This is a genomic window from Phenylobacterium sp. (assembly GCF_030693625.1).
GTDB classification, from domain to species: domain Bacteria; phylum Pseudomonadota; class Alphaproteobacteria; order Caulobacterales; family Caulobacteraceae; genus Phenylobacterium; species Phenylobacterium ferrooxidans.
The window spans coordinates 97,720-115,375 of the sequence record NZ_JAUYAF010000065.1; the positions used below are offsets into that span (position 1 = coordinate 97,720).

At 68.1% G+C, this 17,656-nt stretch carries 15 protein-coding genes; 11 read left to right on the top strand and 4 right to left on the bottom strand.

The window, feature by feature from the left end:
• The first annotated feature begins 92 nt into the window (after positions 1 to 92).
• The 4 genes from Q8N10_RS14530 (at position 93) to Q8N10_RS14545 (ending at position 6,203) form a co-directional block, all read left to right on the top strand.
• Positions 93 to 2,225: an AAA family ATPase gene (locus tag Q8N10_RS14530; RefSeq protein WP_304777312.1), complete on the top strand. Its 2,133-nt coding sequence runs from the start codon at positions 93 to 95 to the stop codon at positions 2,223 to 2,225.
• 11 nt (positions 2,226 to 2,236) lie between these two features.
• Positions 2,237 to 3,172 (top strand): glycoside hydrolase family 16 protein, encoded by a 936-nt coding sequence (locus Q8N10_RS14535; protein ID WP_304777311.1) that lies wholly within the window; start codon positions 2,237 to 2,239, stop codon positions 3,170 to 3,172.
• Between the two features lie 110 nt (positions 3,173 to 3,282).
• Positions 3,283 to 4,668 (top strand): O-antigen ligase, encoded by a 1,386-nt coding sequence (locus Q8N10_RS14540; RefSeq protein ID WP_304777310.1) that lies wholly within the window; start codon positions 3,283 to 3,285, stop codon positions 4,666 to 4,668.
• A complete protein-coding gene (locus Q8N10_RS14545; RefSeq protein ID WP_304777309.1) occupies positions 4,665 to 6,203 on the top strand; it encodes an oligosaccharide flippase family protein in 1,539 nt (512 codons plus the stop codon). The genes Q8N10_RS14540 and Q8N10_RS14545 overlap by 4 nt, the downstream gene beginning before the upstream one ends.
• Here Q8N10_RS14545 and Q8N10_RS14550 read toward each other — a convergent pair.
• From Q8N10_RS14550 to Q8N10_RS14560, 3 genes are all read right to left on the bottom strand, one after another.
• Entirely contained in the window at positions 6,200 to 7,186 is a 987-nt protein-coding gene (locus Q8N10_RS14550) for a glycosyltransferase family 2 protein (RefSeq protein WP_304777308.1), read from the bottom strand. The two genes, Q8N10_RS14545 and Q8N10_RS14550, sit on opposite strands and share 4 nt — an antisense overlap.
• A gap of 7 nt (positions 7,187 to 7,193) precedes the next feature.
• Positions 7,194 to 8,192, bottom strand: coding sequence for a glycosyltransferase family 2 protein (locus Q8N10_RS14555; protein ID WP_304777307.1), 999 nt, complete (start codon positions 8,190 to 8,192; stop codon positions 7,194 to 7,196).
• A gap of 233 nt (positions 8,193 to 8,425) precedes the next feature.
• The gene (locus Q8N10_RS14560; RefSeq protein WP_304777306.1) at positions 8,426 to 9,586 is read right to left on the bottom strand and encodes a glycosyl transferase family 1; all 1,161 of its coding nucleotides are present in this window, start codon (positions 9,584 to 9,586) and stop codon (positions 8,426 to 8,428) included.
• Between the two features lie 96 nt (positions 9,587 to 9,682).
• On the opposite strand from Q8N10_RS14560, the gene Q8N10_RS14565 reads away from it, so the two are divergent.
• From Q8N10_RS14565 to sppA, 6 genes are all read left to right on the top strand, one after another.
• A complete protein-coding gene (locus tag Q8N10_RS14565) occupies positions 9,683 to 10,747 on the top strand; it encodes an acyltransferase (RefSeq protein ID WP_304777305.1) in 1,065 nt (354 codons plus the stop codon).
• A gap of 127 nt (positions 10,748 to 10,874) precedes the next feature.
• Positions 10,875 to 11,114 carry a hypothetical protein gene (locus Q8N10_RS14570; protein WP_304777304.1) on the top strand — a complete coding sequence of 80 codons (240 nt, stop codon included), beginning with the start codon at positions 10,875 to 10,877 and terminating at the stop codon, positions 11,112 to 11,114.
• A gap of 675 nt (positions 11,115 to 11,789) precedes the next feature.
• Positions 11,790 to 12,125 carry a hypothetical protein gene (locus Q8N10_RS14575; RefSeq protein WP_304777303.1) on the top strand — a complete coding sequence of 112 codons (336 nt, stop codon included), beginning with the start codon at positions 11,790 to 11,792 and terminating at the stop codon, positions 12,123 to 12,125.
• Positions 12,126 to 12,135: 10 nt separating this feature from the next.
• Complete coding sequence (locus Q8N10_RS14580; protein ID WP_304777302.1) at positions 12,136 to 13,002, top strand: metallophosphoesterase family protein; 867 nt, start codon at positions 12,136 to 12,138, stop codon at positions 13,000 to 13,002.
• Between the two features lie 168 nt (positions 13,003 to 13,170).
• On the top strand, positions 13,171 to 13,635 hold the full coding sequence (locus Q8N10_RS14585; RefSeq protein ID WP_215341652.1) for a chemotaxis protein CheW: 465 nt from the start codon (positions 13,171 to 13,173) through the stop codon (positions 13,633 to 13,635).
• 200 nt (positions 13,636 to 13,835) lie between these two features.
• Positions 13,836 to 15,611: a signal peptide peptidase SppA gene (gene sppA, locus Q8N10_RS14590; protein ID WP_304777301.1), complete on the top strand. Its 1,776-nt coding sequence runs from the start codon at positions 13,836 to 13,838 to the stop codon at positions 15,609 to 15,611.
• On the opposite strand, the gene Q8N10_RS14595 is transcribed toward sppA, so the two are convergent.
• Positions 15,612 to 16,697: a retroviral-like aspartic protease family protein gene (locus tag Q8N10_RS14595; protein WP_304777300.1), complete on the bottom strand. Its 1,086-nt coding sequence runs from the start codon at positions 16,695 to 16,697 to the stop codon at positions 15,612 to 15,614.
• Positions 16,698 to 16,830: 133 nt separating this feature from the next.
• Between Q8N10_RS14595 and Q8N10_RS14600 the strand changes: the two genes are divergently transcribed.
• Positions 16,831 to 17,628: a hypothetical protein gene (locus tag Q8N10_RS14600; RefSeq protein WP_304777299.1), complete on the top strand. Its 798-nt coding sequence runs from the start codon at positions 16,831 to 16,833 to the stop codon at positions 17,626 to 17,628.
• Positions 17,629 to 17,656: the final 28 nt, after the last annotated feature.

Sequence of the window (17,656 nt, forward strand, 5' to 3'; positions counted from 1 at the left end):
GGCTTCCCATGAACGCTATAATACCGGTCGCTGGTGCCGAACTGCCCGCCCATCCCGGCCCCTCATCGTTTCGTCCGACTGAACCCGAGCGTATGCGCCTGCGCCAATTGCTCGGCATCGTGCTGCAGCGCGCGCCCCTGGGTCTGGCGGTGGCTGCGGTCATCTTCGTCGTTGTGCTGGGGCTCTTCGCCCTACAGACACCCACCTATACGGCGGTCGGCTCGGTGGTGATCGATCCGAAACAACAGAATCTGACCGACACCTCCTTCCAGCAGGGCGGCCTGCCGCCGGACACCAGCGCGGTCGACACACAGGTGGAAATTCTGCGCTCGCCTGCCCTTGCCCAGGACGTGGTCAAGCGCCTGCGGCTGTACAATGACCCAGAGTTCAACCCGGCCATGGGACCTCGGTTCTTCGGCGCGATCCCGGGCCAAGAGCCGATCAACCAACCGGACGCGCGCACCCTGGCCAAGGTGACCAACAACATGATGGCGCGAACCTGGGCGCGTCGGGCCGGCTTGACCTATGTCGTCCAGGTGGGGGTCAGCGCGGCGTCGCCCCAGAAGGCGGCGTTGATCACCAACACGATCCTCGAAACCTATCTGTCCCGCCAGCTCGACGAGAAGGTCGTCGCAGTCACCCGCGCCAACGCCCAGTTGGGCGCCAGCCTGGAAAAGATGCGCCAGGAAGCGGAATCCGCGGAGGCGCGGGTTCAACAGTACAAGAACGCCAACGGCCTGCTGAGCGCCGAAGGCGCCACCATGGCCGAGCAGGAAGTTTCCACGCTCAACCAGCAAGTGGCGATTTCAAAGGCCGATCATGCCGAGAAGGCCGCCCGTCTGGCGGCCGCCCTGGCCCAGCTTCGCAACGGCAGCGGCGGCGCTGATGTGGGCGCCGCGCTTGGGTCGGACACGGTCAAGGAACTCCGCAAGAAGGAGGCCGAGACCAGCATCCGCCTCGCCCAGCTGAAAGCAGACTTCAAGCCGGAGTATCCGGAGGTGCTGCGCACCCAGGCCCAGCTCGACGATATCCGCTCGCAGATCCAGGCAGAGATCAACCGCATCCTCTCCAGCATGCGGGCGGAATCCAGCGCCGCGGCGGGCCGCGAGGCCTCGCTGACCGGCAGTCGCGGAGCGGCGCAAGGGGGCTTGGCGTCCAACAGCCGGGCGCAGGTGGGGTTGCTGGCGATCCAGCAGCGTTCCGACGCGGCCAAGCAGATCTATGAGGCCTACCTGAATCGCGCCAAACAGGTCGCCGCCGAAGGCAGCCTGCAGGAATCCGACGCGAAGATCAGTTCGCCCGCGACACTCCCCACGTCGCCCTCCTCTCCCAACATGAAGATCGCCGGGGTTCTGGCGCTTCTGGGGGCGCTCATCGCTGGAGCCGGCGCCATGCTGATGGCGGAGTTCTGGGACAAGCAGCTTCGCAGCCGGGCGGACGTCGAACGTGACCTTGGCGTGCCGTTCGCTGGCGTCCTGCCCGACTTCAGGTCGATCCAGCCCAAGGGCCTGCGCGGTCTGGAGGCCACGCCGGCGGAGTTCCTGCTCAACCACCCCTATTCCGGATTCGCCGAGGCTTTCCGCAACCTGCGCGCCTTCCTGATGATCTCGGCCCGCCGAGATGACGCCCGCCTGTTTGCGATCACCTCGGCGGTGCCGCGCGAAGGCAAGAGCCTGACCTCGCTTTGCCTGGCCAGAACCCTGGCTCTGTCAGGCGCGCGCGTCGCCCTCGTCGACTGTGACCTGCGCCAACGCGGCGTCAGCAAGCTGGTCGGAGATCGCGACATCGGCATCGTTGAAGTGGTCGAGAACGGTGTCTCGGTGCGCGAGGCGTTGATCCACGACCCCAAGACCAACCTCTTCATCCTGCCCGCGAGCGGCAAATCGGTGCCTCACGATCTGTTCTCCGACCCGAGGACCGACGCCGTCCTGCGCAGCCTGGCCAACCAATTTGATTACGTGATCCTGGACACCCCGCCCATCCTGGGGGTGGCCGACGCCCGGATCCTCGCGGCCAAGGCCGACTTGGTGCTCTACATCGTCCAGTGGAACAAGACCCCCCTGCGCGCCGCCCAGTCGGCCGTGGAGATCCTCCACGACTGCGGGGCCAACGTCGCCGGCGCCTTGTTGACCAAGGTCGATGTGAAGGGGCAGGCACGCTACGGGTACGGGGACTCCAGCGATTACTACGGCTACTTCAAGAACTATTACATCGCGGCGGCCTAGGCGCAGACGCGATGCTGCTCCGTTCCGCTTCTCTCTCGTGCGCACGCCTCGACGCCAGAATCCTAGCCTGTTTCGTGGCGGGTGCGATCATGGCCGCCTGCGCGCCGGCTCGCAGCGCGCCTCTCGAGGCGACACCTGACGGTCGCCGCCTGGCGCTCGCCTTTTTCGACGATTTCGACAGCTTCCGGCCGTGGAGTGGCGGGTCGGGCGTATGGCGGACCACGTTTCGGGACGGTCAGGCGGAGGACGACTACGACCTGCGAACCCTGAAATGGAACAAGGAACTGCAGCTATACGTCGACCCCGGCATGCGCGCCCACCCCGGTGAGCACAACACCGTGTCCGACCAGGCCAAGGGGGCCTCGGCCCTCGCCGGCCGGCCCTTAGGGCTGAACCCGTTCAGTGTCCGTGGAGGCGCGTTGCATATCACCACGGACCGCACACCCACGCGCCTGCAGGATCAGCTCGGAGGCTTCAAGTATACCTCCGGCCTGATCACCACTCAGCCGACCTTCAGTCAGACCTATGGGTACTTCGAGATGAGAGCCCTCCTGCCCGCAGGCAAGGGGATCTGGCCCGCCTTCTGGCTCTTGCCGAGTGATTTCGACTGGCCGCCTGAAATTGATGTCATGGAAAGTGTGGGCGACCCCGCGAAGGTCTTTGTCACGTCCCATTCCAAGGCCGCAAAAAGCACCGGGACAGAGGTGTCGGTGACGCCAGGCGAGTTCCACACCTACGCGGTCAGTTGGGACCGTGACCTTCTGATCTGGTATGTCGATGGACAGGAGGTTCGTCGCCAGCCGACCCCGATGGATATGCACAAGCCGATGTACCTTCTGGCCAACACGGCCATCGGAGGCGATTGGGCTGGCGCTCCTGACGCAACCACGCCGTTTCCAGCCCAGTTCGTAATCGACTACATCCGCGCTTACAGGTTCGCGCCGTGAGCAGCTGGGGAAACGAGACCCGGGCGCCCGTTCTGTACGGGCGCCTGCGGCCAGGAGTAGGTCCGGCGGCAGATCCTGAATGGCGGCGCTACCGCGGAGCGTCGCAGGCCGTGATCGACCAGGACGCGCCCGAGCGCCCATCTGGACTTCGCATCGGTCGGCTCACGCTTGACGCCAACGGCTTGTTCGCTCTGGCCATCTTCCTGCCGCTGCTCTTCATCGTGCAGCTGGCGACCCTGGGGGCCGCCTTTGTCGCCGCCCTGACGCCGATCTATCTCTTCGTCCGTCGCAAGGGGCTGGTCCGCGCACTGCTGCCGCGCGCCTTCCTCCTGATCGTGCCGGCGTTCGCCATGTTGTCGGTGCTCTGGTCGGAAGCGCCGCGAGAGACCTTCCGCTTCGCCGCCCAACTCGGGCTGACCGCGCTCGCGGGCCTGCTGCTGTCATCGGCTCCCCGCCAGGAGACGGTGATCCGCGGCATGACCCTGGCCTTCTTCACCTATGTCGCGGTGGCGGTCTTGGCCGGCGGCCGAGTGGGCATCGGCGTCGGCACCGGGGGCGAGGCGCTGGCCGGCCTGACCGAGAGCAAGAACCTGCTCGGCGACATCGCCTCAACCGGCCTGCTGGTCTCGATGGCGGCGGTCATGATGGCGATCCGCAGCCGCAGCTGGACCTGGGTCGCCATCGGCGGCCTCGCCATGGGCCTTGACCTCTATGCGGTGGTCGCGGCGCGTTCGGCTGGTGCGCTTCTCGGTCTCGGCATGGGGGTTGGGGCGATGTGCGCCCTGACGCCCCTCACCAAGGTCGGGCCCCTCCTGCGTGGCTGGCTCACCGGGGCGGTGGCCCTTTGCCTGCTCGCCGGCGGCCTGGGTTACCGAACCATCGTCGCCGGAATGATCAACCTGGGGGCCGATCTCTTCGACAAGGATCCGACGCTCACCGGAAGAACCTACCTGTGGTACCGGGCCGCTGACCTGATCCACGAGAAGCCCATGCTGGGTCGCGGCTACTATGCCTTCTGGCGTCAGGGGAACACCGACGCCGAAGGCCTCTGGCGTTATTTCGGGATCGAAAGCCGCGGAGGCTTCACCTTCCACAACACCCTCGTCGACATCCTGGTCACGTTGGGATGGCTGGGAGTGGTGGTGATCGCCGTGGTGGTGCTGATCGCGATGGCGGCCATCCTTCGCCGCTTCGTGGCGCGCCCCGACCTGTCGCTGGTCTTCTGGATCAGCATTCTCCTCTACCAGATGGCGCGCACGCCGATCGAGACAATCGGGATCGCGCCCTTCTACTTCTCGACGGTCCTGACCTTCGGCGCGCTGGGGGCGGCGTTCGGCGGGGTTCGTCAGGTCACCGTGGCCCGACGGCGTCCGGTCGTGAGGCGCCCGGTGCTGCAACTTCGCGCCTGGGAGGTGGACCGCACGGGCCACGGCCGGGCAGGTCGCGATGGCGCCGCTGGGGGCTCGATCTGGCGGCCGCCTCAGCCCACGCCATGAGTCCGCCCGCCGGGGCCGAACCCTCACCCCTGGCGTCGCGCAAGCCCCGCCTTCACCGCACCTCCTTCGGCGCCCTCGCCCTCACCGCGGCCAGCAGCCTGCGACTGCTGTTGCAACTCGCCCTGCTGCCAATCCTGGCCCGCCTGGTGGGACCTGCCGAATATGGGCTGGTGGCCCTGGCGATGCCGTTCATTCTGCTGGCCAACGTGCTGTCGGACGGCGGCATGGGCTACGCGCTCGGCCGGCGCGCCCAGGCCAGCCGGGAGTTGGAGTCGACCGTCTTCTGGCTGACCGCCGGGCTCGGCGCCGCGCTCGCCCTCGCCTGCTGCCTCGCCGCCCTGCCCATGGGGGCGATCCTGCAGCAGCCGCGGTTACCGGCGCTGATCATGGCCCTCAGCCCGATCCTCTTCATGAACGGGCTCACGGCGGTCTCGAACGGGCGGATCATCCGCGAGGGGCGCTTCGCGGTGTTTGCGGTGGGGGACGTGATCTCCACGATCCTGGGCGCGGCGACCGCCTTGGCCGCCGCGATGAACGGCTGGGGCGCCTGGAGCCTGGTCGCGCAACAGCTTGTGCTGTGGGGCGCCAAGCTTGTCTGGGTGACCGTCAACGGCCGCGCGGAGATCGGCTTCCATTGCAGGTTCGAGGAGGCCCGGGGCCTCCTGGCGTTCGGCGGCAGCACCATCGGGGCGATCCTCGCCGACTTTGTGGCGCGCAACCTCGATAGCCTGATCGTCGGAGGCGTGCTCGGCGTTTCGGCCCTGGGCTACTACGCCATGGCCTACCAGATCGTCCGCGCGCCAGACATGCTGATCTCGGGGCCGCTCTATCTGTACATCTTCACCGCGGTGGCGCGAGCGGCCGGCGACCCCAGCGGCCAGTCGGCGCGGGTCCTGGCCATCGCCGGCCTGCGGCTCGGCGCGGTCGCCCTTGCCCCCCTGTTCTGCGGGCTCGCCCTGGTGGCGGACCTGGCGGTCGCGCTGGTGCTCGGCCCCAAGTGGCTGGGCTCGGTCGGGGCGCTGCAGTTCCTGGCCATAGCGGGCTTCTTCTTCTGCATGTTCTCCATCCTCAGCACGACGGCGATGGGCCTGGGGCGTTCACGCCTGCAGCTGGGCATGTCGATCATCCTGGCGATCGTCTGCGTCCTTGTCGTCGCGGTCAGTGTGCGGTTCGGCCTGCGGGCCGTGGCGGCGGCCCTGGCGGCCGGGATCGCGGGGGTGTGGGCGCTCTATGTTGTCCGCCTCGCCCGCGACCTGACCCTGCCCGCTCCAAGACTTCTGGCGGCCTTGGCGCCCGCGGCGACGGCCACCGCCGTGATGGCCGCTGTGGCCTTAGCCACGCGCATGCTGCTCGGTCAGGAGCTCGCGCTGGTGGTGTTCGGGGCGACAGTCGCCACGGCTGCGATAAGCTATGGCGCGGTCATATTCGTCTTTCGTGGCCAGCTCCTGCAGGACGCCCGCGCCTTCGCAAGCGCTCAGTCCGACGGCCCGCCGCCTGCGGCCGACGCCGCACCGCGTCTCCAAGGCGCGGCCTAACGCGACATGGGTTTCAGCACCAGCGTGCGGCAGGTGGCCGAGAGGCGTGTCCAGAGCCGCCGGACGCGCACCCTCACGGGCAGGGTCAGCAGGGGCCATGACCGGGGCTGTCGCAGACTGAGCACCAACCCTGCGCGCAGATCCCCACGCTTGAGGGCGCAGATGATCGTGTCGTAGGCCAGCGCGGTTTCCAGAGAGCGCCGACGTCGCTGCTGGGCGCGTCGTACCTGTGGTGGGTGGGCCGCGAGGCCCGCTTCAAATTCGGCGTCGGCCGCCATCATCTGCACGAGATGATCGCCCCGCATCACCGCGGAAATCGAGGCGCCGTGCTTGCGGTACCCATAGAGCGCCGGCGGCGTGAACCGTAGTCGGGCGCCGCGCGCCATCAAGCTGAGGACCAGGTCATAGTCCTCGCCGATCTTCAGGTTCTCGCGGTAGCGCAGTGGCCCCAGCTTGTCAGAATTGAACATCGGCTTGAGGTAACCAAGCCCCGGTCGGGGTGCGTACATCCGGCTGCTGGTGATGTAATCGGCCAGGGTGACCCAGCGCGGGTCCGCATAGGCCTGACCGTTCAGGAGGGGTTGGCCGGTCGGGTCAACCGCGCTGAACACGCGCAGGTTGTCGACCACGATGTCGGCGTCGTTGGACCGCGCCTCGGCGAGCAGACGCTCCAGGCGATCGGGCTCCATCAGGTCATCGCTGTCGAAGACCGCGACCCAGGCGCCGCGGGCCGCGGCGAGAGCTCGATTGCGCGCCATCGCGGGTCCGCCGTTGACCGCCGCCGGCAGGACCCGAACGCGAGAGTCGCCGCCGCAGGCCGCGGCGATCACCGCAAGGCTGTCGTCCGTGGAGGCGTCGTCGGCGATGATCCACTCGAACGCCGCCAGCGTCTGGCCGAGCACCGAACGCGCCGCGGCGGCGAGGAACGCCGCGCCGTTGTGGTTTGCGGTGATGATCGAGACCAGCGGCCGCTCGTCTGCCATGGAGAGCCTAGCCGCCCGGACGCGCAGCGGAGAGGCGTGCGCGCAGCAGCGCGACCCAGAAACCGGCCGACCAGGCCAGATGCATGATCATGGCGGGCAGTCCAGACAGGGCCGAGGCAGCGTCGCGGCGACGAAGTCCGAGCGCCAATCCATAGGTCAGGGAGAGACCCGCCCAGGCGACCGCCGGCAGCGCCAGGGGCCACGCCCAAGGCGCGGCGGCGGCCAGGATGATCGCCGGCGCAACGGCGAGCGGCAGCGCCTGACGAAGTCGGAGCCGGGTGCGGTGCTTCAGGACGGTGCGCGCCCGGCCAATTCCATAATTGAAGTACTGACGCCACAGGGCCCGCGGGCTGCTGCGGGGGTGATAGACGATCTGCGCCTTGTCGGTCAGCCAGATGCGCCCGCCCTGGCGAACAAGACGGATGTCGAGTTCCGCATCCTCGTTGTGACTGAAGCTCTCGTCATACCCCCCCGCAGCGTGGAACGCGGCCAGGCTGAACAGGGCATGATGACCGTGATCGACCCAGGCTGCGGCGCCTCCGTTGCGGTGGGCTGATCCACCGGCTCCCAGTCGCGAATTCTGCGCCGCCGCCACCGCCCGCTGGAAGTAGCCGGTCCCCTGGGTGTCCATGCCCACCACCACCGAGGTCGCCTCCGTACGGCGCGCCTCGGCGATCAGCGTCGATACGTAGTTCGGCGGATACTCCGCATGGGCGTCAACGCGGACCAGCCAGGTTGTTCCCGGCTCGGCGCCCAAGGCCGCCAGGTTCACGCCCGCGCCCTGCAGGCGCTTTGGATTGGGCAGGAGGCGGATACGGTCATCCTGCGCCGCGAGGCGTCGAACAATCTCCAGGCAGCCATCCGTGGATCCGCCGTCGGCGACCACGACGAGCGGGCGCTTCAGCCCATCGTCCTGGAGAATTGCGGCGATGACGTCGGCGATGATCGGCGCCTCGTTCAGACAGGGGATAACGATCAGTGCCTGATCCGCCGTGGCCGTGTTCAAGCCTGACCACGAGCCACTGTCCGACGGACGCCCTTTGGAGACCCGCACCCTTCGACTCGGCGGGCGCTCGGTCAGGACATCCGATCTCCGGTCAAGACGCGCCGTAGCGTCTGGATTGGCGTTTTGCATGCGATAAAGTCTCACCGTCGCCGTGGCCCACGAAGGGCTGGCACGTCCCAACAGGGGAAGCCCTGGATCGTCCTAGGGTTCCGCTTGCTGTCGGGTTTTGGCTCTCACTTTCCCCCGTCCGTCGGGAGGCGCCGCGCGGCCGACAGAGTCTCGACCAGCGCGAGGCAGTCCGAACGATCAGCGTAGAAATCGTGGCTTGGCGCGGCCTGCAGCCTGGTCCGAAGGGCGGCGTAGGCCTCGGGGGTCAGCTGATCCAGGAACGCCTCGATATCGAGGCCGTCCGCCAGGCGGACACCGAACCCACGGGCTTCCAGGAAGCGCCCGGTTTCCACGCCCTTGAGCGCGATGGGTGTGGCGCCGAAACGGGAGCTCTCATAGACGCGATTGGGCAGCAACCACGCCGAGTTCTGGCCCTCCTCCATGTAATCGATCGCCCAGCAGAAGTCGGCGTCGCCGTAGAGCCGCGGCAAGTCATCGGCCACATAGGCGCCTCCGAACATCAGGTTGGGCGTCTGGGTGGTCTGAGCTGCAAAATCGGCGAACTCCGAATAGGCGGGCCGGCCATGGATGCGGACGTCGACGAGATCTGGCCGCCGACGGGCCAGGTCAGTGAGGATGTCGAGGCTCCGGCGGCACCGGATGGCCCCAAGCCAGGCGATACGCCAAGGCCGAGCTGCCGACCGCTCCCGCTCCCGCGCCCGTGACAGCGACGGCTCGTCGAGCTCGAGGACCTTGTTCTCCAGCAGCAGCACAGGGGGCGGTGCGTCCGGGCCGAGGCCCTGCAGCGCCTCGAAATACTCGCGCGTGAAGGCCGGGGAACTCACGACCAGCAGGCTGCAGCGCCTCATCAGGGCGCGTTCCAGGCCGCGCATGGTCCGGGACGCCAGATTTTGCCCCAACATCACGCGATGGATGTCGAGACACTCATAGACGACCCCGGCGCTGGTAGCGCATAGCCGCCGGGCCGCGACAGCCACCAGCAACATCTCGAGGCTGCGCGCCAGAACCACCTCGACGCCGGCGAGGATCTCACGCAGACGCCCGGCGCCCAGCGTGGCGCGCAGCGTGGCGCGCGCGCGATGGCCGAGGCGGCCGTCATAGGTCCGGCCCAGGTCGATGGCCTCGGCGCCGGCGATCATGTCGGGCGGAGCGTCACCACGGTAGAACCCCAGAACCACCGGCTCGGCGCCGCCGGCGCGCAGCATGCGCACCCGGCGCGCCACCGCCGGGTCGTTGAGATCGTGTACGAAATAGGCGAGCTTCAAAGGGCGATCCACGGTGGGGGTTGGCGCGATGCGAACCAAACGCGCGACAGGCCGTTTGGGCCCAGGCGCGACAAGCCGGCGCGGATCGGACTCCCAATGACCTCAGCTTCACCGGCCGACGCGGCGATCCGGCCGTCAGCGCCGAACCTGGTCCGCTCGATCCAATACCTGCGTGGCGTCGCCGCCTTGGCGGTCGTGGTGTTCCACGCGGCCGACCGCGCCGGAGGGTCATTCGGAGTGGGCGCCGCGGGCGTCGACGTCTTCTTCGTGATCTCCGGGTTCATCATGTGGGTCGTGACCTCCGGCCGACCGCCCCACCCCGGCGTGTTCCTGCTACGCCGGATCGAGCGCATCGTTCCGCTCTACTGGCTCGTCACACTGGCCACAGCGGCGCTGGCCATCGCGGCGCCCATGGCCTTTCCGGCGATGCGTCCCACCCTCGCGCACGTCGGCCAGTCGTTGTTGTTCATCCCGCACGTCGCGCCGGACGGGCTCATCGCCCCGCTCATCGTGCCCGGCTGGACCCTGAGCTACGAGTTCTTCTTCTATCTGATATTCGCCGCCTTGCTCTTCGCGCCGCTGCGGTTGCGAGCGTGGCTGGTGAGCGGCTGCCTTCTGGCCCTGGTCCTCGCGCGCCCGCTTGGCGACCCCAGCAACGCCTTGTGGGCGACCTTCACCGATCCCATCCTCCTGGAGTTCGCCGCCGGCGTCTGGCTGGGTTGGGCCTGGTCCAACGACCGTCTTCCGGGGCCTGCCGTGGCGGGACTGCTGATCGCCGGCGGGCTCGGAGCCCTGGCCTGGACAGCCGTCTCCGGGGTGGATGTCGCGCCTGCCCGGTTGCTGCTGTGGGGGGCGCCCGCCGCCTTGCTGGTGACCGGCTGCGTCGCCATCGAGCGTCATCTCGGCGTTCCGGCCTGGCCCGCGATGCAACGCCTGGGGGACGCCTCCTACTCGATCTACCTTGTTCACGGCCTGGCGATCTCGGCCGTCGTCCGGCTGTTGCGGCCCCTCGCGGACCTGCCTCCGCCCGTGACGTTCGGGGCGTCCCTGGTGGTGGGCGTCGCCAGCGGCCTGGTGGTCTACGCGGTGGTCGAACGGCCGCTGTCGGCCTGGTTCAGCCGCAGCACGCCCCGCGTGGCTCCCATCGCGCCGCGGCCCTGACGCCAATCGCGCGGTTGCAGAGAGGAAGATTTACAAGCCCGGCGCATTTCAGATGTGGTAGATTTCTCGGACAGGCCTGGAAGGCGCGTGCTGGCTCGACCGCATGCCCGCAAGCTGTGGAGGACCTATGAGACCGGTAGGCGAGAAATCGCTGCAGCGGACGATGGATGCGGTCTCCGCAGACACCGTGCCGACCGGCGCTCAGGCGCCGCTTGTTGCGCCCTATCCAACCGTCGAGCGGACGACCATGAAGTCCGGCGACAACACCGGCCTAGCGCCGCGTAAGCTCTTCATTCTGGTCGCCGCCTCGCTCGCCTGGGTGCTGCTCGCCTCGCTCGTCTGGGCGACGGTCACTTTCATCATCTGATTGTTCGCCTGATCTCTTGCTGCGCCGAGGCCTCGCGCTGAGGTCCGGGACTCATCGACCGGACCCCGCGCTTGCCGCCCTGACGGCGTCGACGGGATCAATCTTCGCCGCTCCTCGTTATCTCCACATGCCGGCCGCCCAGACGGGTCGCAGCCCATGGAGAGCCCGAGTTCAATGGTATACGAAACGGTTGGGCGGCCGGGACCCGGCGCGTCGGCCAGCCCATCGGGCCAAGTTGCAGGGCCCCCACATGATCCATGGGCCTTTGGTCAGGTCGCCAGCGACATGGAGTCCATCTTCGGCGCTCAGGTCTTGCACCCGCCCGTAGACCAGACCGCCGCGCAAGCCCCTGAAGCCCTGCCCGACACAACAAGATCGAGGCCTCGCGTTCGGACAATCCTCGGCGCCCTCGTGGTGGCCATCGCCGCCGGCGCCCTGTTCGCCTTCATGCTTGATGGACCCTCTCCCGGCTCCCCACCCCAGAGGGCGGCGCCCGGCCCAGGGACTCCGCCGGCGCCGCGGGTCATCGTGAGCGCGCCGGCGCCGACAGCCGCGGACATGGTCACTGGACAGGCCCCGGCTATCGACGACTCCCCAGCTGCGCCCGTCCAGGCCGCGGCTGTATCGGCAACGCCGGTCCCCCGGGAAACGCAACAGCAGCCCGCCCGGGTCGCCTTGCGCCCCGCCCTGGTCAGCCGCGCGCGCGATCCCGTGAAACGCGCCGCGCCGGCGACGGACTGCGCGGGCGGGTCAGACTATGAGCAGGCCCACTGCGGTCATGAGGCGATGATGACCGCCGATCAGCATCTGCGGCGCGCCTATGCCCAAGCCCGCCGCGCCGGCGTCCCAAGCGAGGTGCTGGCGAACTATAATTACCGTTGGGCTGATCTCCTGCAGAGCGCCGAAGCCCCGCCACTAGCGGTGGCGGCGGGCTACCGGGACCTGGCCGCCGAACTCGACCGGCATGCTGCGGTCGAGCGTGATCGCGCCGAAGATCTCCCCGAATTCTAGGCGGTTGCGTATGGCCCGTTCCGGCATCGACAAAATCCGCCCCGCCTCGACCGCCGACGGGGGCCCAGGGCCGGGCACGGCGGGGGAACTCGTCTTCGCCATTGGCGACATCCACGGACGCTATGATCTGCTGAAAGCCCTGCTTCTCACGATTACACAAGACTATCCGACGCGCGCAGACGGGCGTCGGCCAATGCTGATCTTCTGCGGCGACTACATCGACCGGGGCCCGCAGTCCGCAGCCGTCCTGGAAGCCCTGATCTGGCTGCAGCGTCATGCTCACCTGCAGGTCAGGCTGCTGAAGGGCAATCACGAGCAGGCTTTGCTGACCTTCCTTGACGACCCCGATGCGGGCCGCGGCTGGCTTGAGTTCGGCGGCCTGGCGACCCTGGCGGCGTACGGGGTTGAGGCGCCGCGTCCAGATGCGGGGATCGTGGACCTGTTCCGCGCCCGCGACGATCTTCTGGCGCGTCTGCCAGCTTCGCACCTCAGGCTGCTCGACAGCCTTGAACTGATGGTCGTGGTGGGCGACTACGCGTTCGTCCACGCCGGAATTCGGCCAAGCAAGCCCCTTGCCGCTCAGGAGACCCGTGATCTGTTGGGGATCCGGGAGGCGTTCACCGACGCGCCCGGGCCGTACGAAAAGATCATCGTGCATGGGCACAGTTGGCGCGGCGACACGGCCGAGGTCCTGGGTCATCGCGTCGGGCTGGATACCGGCGCCTACGCGACGGGGGTTTTGAGCGCTGTTCGCCTGGATGGCCCCGAGGTTGTGATCCTTACGGCGCGCGATCCGCAGGCCGGCCCCTGGAACCCCTGGGCGATACCCCCCAGCGACCAGGCGACCCGACAAGGACCGCCCCCCGGGTCCAAGTGACCTGCGATCTGGATCGCTGACAGCAGCCGTCGCGGGCGCGACAACGCGCCACGCCCGTGAGCGCCAAGCCTGGGACCGCGATTTCCGAAACATTAACCGTAGCGGTTCAGACCTGGGGCTGGCGTCGTGCGCAACGGCGCCGCTAGGCCATCCAGCGGGGAAGTTCTGATGCAAGCGACCGGGGGTTTGCCGCACGTCGGCGCCGAGCTTATCTCCATCATGGCCGGCGGGCAGCAGTTCGCCATCGACATAATGTCGGTGCGCGAGATCCGCGGCTGGACCGCCTCGACCCCCCTGCCCCACGCGCCATCCCACGTGCTGGGCATGATCAACCTGCGCGGCTCCATCCTGCCAGTTGTGGACCTGGCCTCGCGCCTGGGCCTGGGCATGGCGACGCCGAACCAGTCCTCCGTCGTGGTGGTCACCCAGATCCATGACCGCGAGGTTGGCCTGCTGGTGGATGCGGTCTGCGACATCCTCACGGTCACCGAGAACATGCTGCACGAGCCGCCGGACGTGGGCGCCGACCAGGTGCGGGAGTTCGTCGACGCGGTGATGTCCACCGACGAGGGCATCGTCAGCCTGCTGTCCCTGGACAACGTCCTGCCCAAGAGCCTGGCCCTGGCGGCCTAAGGAAATTCTCCCGCCCGGATTGCAGGGACTTCATTTGAACCAAACCCGTGGCCATATAGCCTGAGCCTGTCCGTTTCAGATGGCTTCATCTGAAACGGATGAACAGGCTCATTTCTTACGTCTAAAGCGTGACGGTCGCTTGAACCGGTATCCACTTCCGGCTGTCACGCTTTAGAGCGACTTTCTCGCGCGGGATTCCCATGAAGCAGTTTCTGATCACCGCGGCCGGCGTTTTCGCGGGCCTGGTGCTGTTCCTCGTGGGCGTGCCCTTCCTACTGATCGCCATGGCCGCCAGCGCCGCGCGGCCTGACGTGACGCCGGCGCGCGCGGTCCTGGCCCTCGACCTGCGCCAGTCGCTCTCGGACCAGGACCCCTCCAATCCCCTGGCCGCCTTCGGCCGCAGGTCGATGTCGGTGATGTCGGTGATCGAGACCCTTCGCCGGGCCGAGACCGACGGCAAGGTCAAGGCGGTGCTGGTGCGCCTGCCCGAGGGCGGCATGGAGCCGGCCCAGGCCGATGAACTGCGCCTGGCCTTCAAGCACTTCCAGGCGGCGGGCAAGCCGATCCTGGCCCACAGCCAAGGGCTCTATCCCTCTGGCGTGGTGACGGCCACCTACATGCTCGGCGCCTCGACCGGAAACCTCTGGATGCAGCCGGGGGCCTCGTTCCAGGTCACCGGCCTGGCCAGCGAGGAGGTCTTCTTCAAGCGCCTGTTCGACAAGTATGGCGTCAAGGCCGACTACGAACAGCGCTACGAGTACAAGAACGCGGTCAATCCGTTCCTGCACGACGACTACACGGCCGCCCACAAGGAAGGGACCCTGTCCTGGATGGGGTCGGTCTACCGCACCGGCCTGACCACGGCGGCCCTGGACCGCAAGAAGAACCCCGCCGCCCTGCAGGCTTCCATCGAGGCCGGGCCTTATCTCGCCGAGGACGCCGCCAGGCTGGGGCTGATCGACAAGGTCGGCCAGGTGAAGGAGGCGCAGACGGCGATCCTGGCCAAGGCCGGCGACGGCGCAAAGCTAGTGGATTTCGACGACTACATGCGCGCCAACCACGACCGCAGCACCGGCTCGGGCCCCGCCATCGCGGTGATCGAGGGCGAGGGTGCGATCGTCACCGGCAAGGACGGCGCCCGCAACCCGTTCACCGGCGGCTCGACCATCTTTTCCGACGATCTCTCCAAGGCGATCTACGACGCCGTGGAAGACAAGAACGTCAAGGCTATCGTCCTGCGCGTCTCCTCGCCCGGCGGCTCGGACACGGCGTCAGAGCAGATCCTGGCGGCGGTGCGCGCGGCCAAGGCGGCCAAGAAGCCGGTGGTGGTCTCGATGGGGACCTACGCGGCCTCCGGCGGCTACTGGATCTCATCCGAGGCCTCGGCCATCGTGGCCCAGCCCACGACCCTCACCGGCTCCATCGGCGTCTACGGCGGCAAGTTCGCCCTGGGTCCCGCGTTGGCCAAGTACGGTGTCGACGTGCGCGAAACCACGGTGGGCAGCCCCTATGCCGGCGCCTTCGGCGTGGGCCAGGAGTTCTCGGCCAGCGACCAGGCCGCCTTCGCCGGATGGATGGACCGGATCTACGCCAACTTCATCGCCCGCGTGTCGGAGGGCAGGCGTCTGCCGGAAGCCCGGGTGCGCGAAATCGCCAAGGGCCGGGTCTGGACCGGGGCCCAGGCGCGTCAGCTGGGCCTCGTCGACGAGATCGGCGGCTTCTATCAGGCCGTGGACAAGGCCAAGGCCCTGGCCGACCTCAAAGGCGAGGTGAGGCTGAAGCGGATGACCCGGCAGAGTTCACCCTTCGAGGCCCTGGAGAGCGCGCTCGGCGTGTCGGCGACCTCGCTGCAGACCCTGGCGGCGGCGGCCTGGATCCTCGGCGACCCGCGCGCTCAGAGCACCCTGGATGGACTGGTGGACGAGCGCCTGCGGAGCGGCGGCAAGGCCGCCGTCCTGGCCCCCCAGCCATTCTAGTCAGGTCGGCGGCGCCGAACCGGGGAGGCCCACGACGGAAGGGGCCGCCTTGGCGCCTGTCTCGAACACCACCTCCCGGCGGCCGAAGTCGAGCTCGATGGTCTTGAAGTGACGCATGACGTCCATGCCGATCAGGATGGCGGGCCGGTCCACCAGATCCCAGATCTTGAAGGTGTGGAGGTCGGCGAAGACGCAGGAGAGGTTTCCGATCCGCAAGCCTCCCAGGCGCAGGCCCGGCAGCCGCGCCAGGTCGCCTGAGACCGTCTGCCCCGTGGCGCTGACCAGTTGCACCCGCGTCGTTCGCAGGGCGAGGCCCGGCTCCTGGAGAAAGGCGGCGTTCCGCAGGGCCAGGTTGCCCACGGTCGACTGGGCTCCGGAGTCCAGGAAGGCGGTGATGGCCAGGCCGACGCCCACCTCGGCGTCTATGATCGTCAACTGGCCGAAGCGGTAGCGCGCGGCGACCACGACGATGTTGGGGTTGAACACAGGGGTTCCCAGTCGGCCCGTGCCGCCGGTCGTTGTCGTCTGGCGGAAGCTGGAATTCGAGGGGGCGATGTTGAAGCGGTTGCGCTCGAAGTCGAGCTGGACGTCGCGCCGGGTCAGGACATCGACCCCCAGCAAGCCGTCGGCGCCAAGGTTGCGGCGCGCCAACAGGGGCATGCGGATGCGCTTGGAGACGACGCTCCCGATGGCCAGTTGGCGAACATAGACGGTCTCGGCGGGTTCGACCCCGGCGATGCCATGGATGGCGGCGGCGCCGCCGCTGGGCAGACCCAGGCCCTGGGCGGTCTCGATGGACAGCACCGAGTGGTTGGCGCCGGTGTCGACGACGAAGGTGAAGGGGCCCTTGCCCTCGATCATCACCGGGACGGTCATCCGCTGGACGGGGTCGAAACCGGCCTGAAGGACCGCATCAGCGGCGGAGGATGGCGCCGTATCGGCGGGCGCTGGCGGCAGGGGCGTGTCGGCAAGGTTGACCTGGATCATGCGGCGATCGCCGGGCAGGGCCGTGGCGCAGGCGGCCAGCGGTCCGGCCGCCGCCAGGCCCCCGATCAGGCCCCGCCGCGTCTGGTCGAAACCACTCATCTTGTAGGCGCCGCCCCCCTTGGACCTTCGCCATGAGGCTAGCGGATTTTCCGCACCCTTAGCGCGACTTATTTTCGGTTGCGCCGGGACTGCCCGGCGCCTAGCGATAACTCTTGTTTCGAGGAGCGCTCCCATGGCTCAACCGGTCGCCGTCATCCGCAGCAAGCCTGACACCCTCGGGCCGGAGGTGCGGAAGTTCGCCCAGGCGCCGTTGCGCCAGACGGCGTTCCTCAACAGCGTGCCCAAGTGCGGCACCCACCTGCTGCGCAACATCGTGCGCATGTTCGTACCCACCGAGCAGCATTACGATCGCGAGTTCATCCAGGTGCAGAACCTGCAGCAACACATCGGGGCGCTGAACCCCGCGCGGCCGCAGTTCAGCGTGGGCCACCTGCTGTTCGCCGACATCTCGCTAATGGCCCTGAAGCACGCCAACCAGGTGATCCTGGTGCGCGACCCTTATGACTATGTGCTGGCGCGCGCGCGGTTCAGTCTGTCGGACCAGCTGGACCATCCCGAGCTGAACCCCCTGAAGAACGGGGCGGTCAGCGTCGAGCAGATGATGAACCTGATGATCTTCGGGATTCCGGGGAAGGGACCGGCCCTGCGGGAGGCCTTCACCTTCCATGCGGTGGCGTGGCTAGGCACGGGCGTGCACCTGGTCCGCTACGAGGACATTGTGGCCCACCTGAAGGACCTCGAGGCCGCTGCGGCGGAGACCTATTTCCGTGACCTGCTGGCGAAGTTCGGCATCTCCCTCCCCGACGACTGGCGCCACCGCGTTCGGGTAGGGTCGGCGCGCGAACACAGCGCCACCAGCCGCGAGAAGCTGTCGGTGGGAATGACCCTGCCCGAGGTGCTGCCCGACGACCAGAAGCGTGCGGTGGACTTCATGGCGCCGGGCCTGCGCGAGTTGCTCGGCTACGGCTGACGGGCGCGCAGCCGCCCTTCCCAGGCGA

Excerpts from the sequence above, each read along its gene's own strand:
- Q8N10_RS14565 (WP_304777305.1), top strand. The coding sequence starts at position 9,683 with ATGACCTCAGCTTCACCGGCCGACGCGGCGATCCGGCCGTCAGCGCCG.
- Q8N10_RS14580 (WP_304777302.1), top strand. The coding sequence starts at position 12,136 with ATGGCCCGTTCCGGCATCGACAAAATCCGCCCCGCCTCGACCGCCGAC.
- Q8N10_RS14550 (WP_304777308.1), bottom strand. The coding sequence starts at position 7,186 with ATGGCAGACGAGCGGCCGCTGGTCTCGATCATCACCGCAAACCACAAC.
- Q8N10_RS14600 (WP_304777299.1), top strand. The coding sequence starts at position 16,831 with ATGGCTCAACCGGTCGCCGTCATCCGCAGCAAGCCTGACACCCTCGGG.
- sppA (WP_304777301.1), top strand. The coding sequence starts at position 13,836 with ATGAAGCAGTTTCTGATCACCGCGGCCGGCGTTTTCGCGGGCCTGGTG.
- Q8N10_RS14595 (WP_304777300.1), bottom strand. The coding sequence starts at position 16,697 with ATGAGTGGTTTCGACCAGACGCGGCGGGGCCTGATCGGGGGCCTGGCG.
- Q8N10_RS14570 (WP_304777304.1), top strand. The coding sequence starts at position 10,875 with ATGAGACCGGTAGGCGAGAAATCGCTGCAGCGGACGATGGATGCGGTC.
- Q8N10_RS14545 (WP_304777309.1), top strand. The coding sequence starts at position 4,665 with ATGAGTCCGCCCGCCGGGGCCGAACCCTCACCCCTGGCGTCGCGCAAG.
- Q8N10_RS14585 (WP_215341652.1), top strand. The coding sequence starts at position 13,171 with ATGCAAGCGACCGGGGGTTTGCCGCACGTCGGCGCCGAGCTTATCTCC.
- Q8N10_RS14530 (WP_304777312.1), top strand. The coding sequence starts at position 93 with ATGCGCCTGCGCCAATTGCTCGGCATCGTGCTGCAGCGCGCGCCCCTG.
- Q8N10_RS14535 (WP_304777311.1), top strand. The coding sequence starts at position 2,237 with ATGCTGCTCCGTTCCGCTTCTCTCTCGTGCGCACGCCTCGACGCCAGA.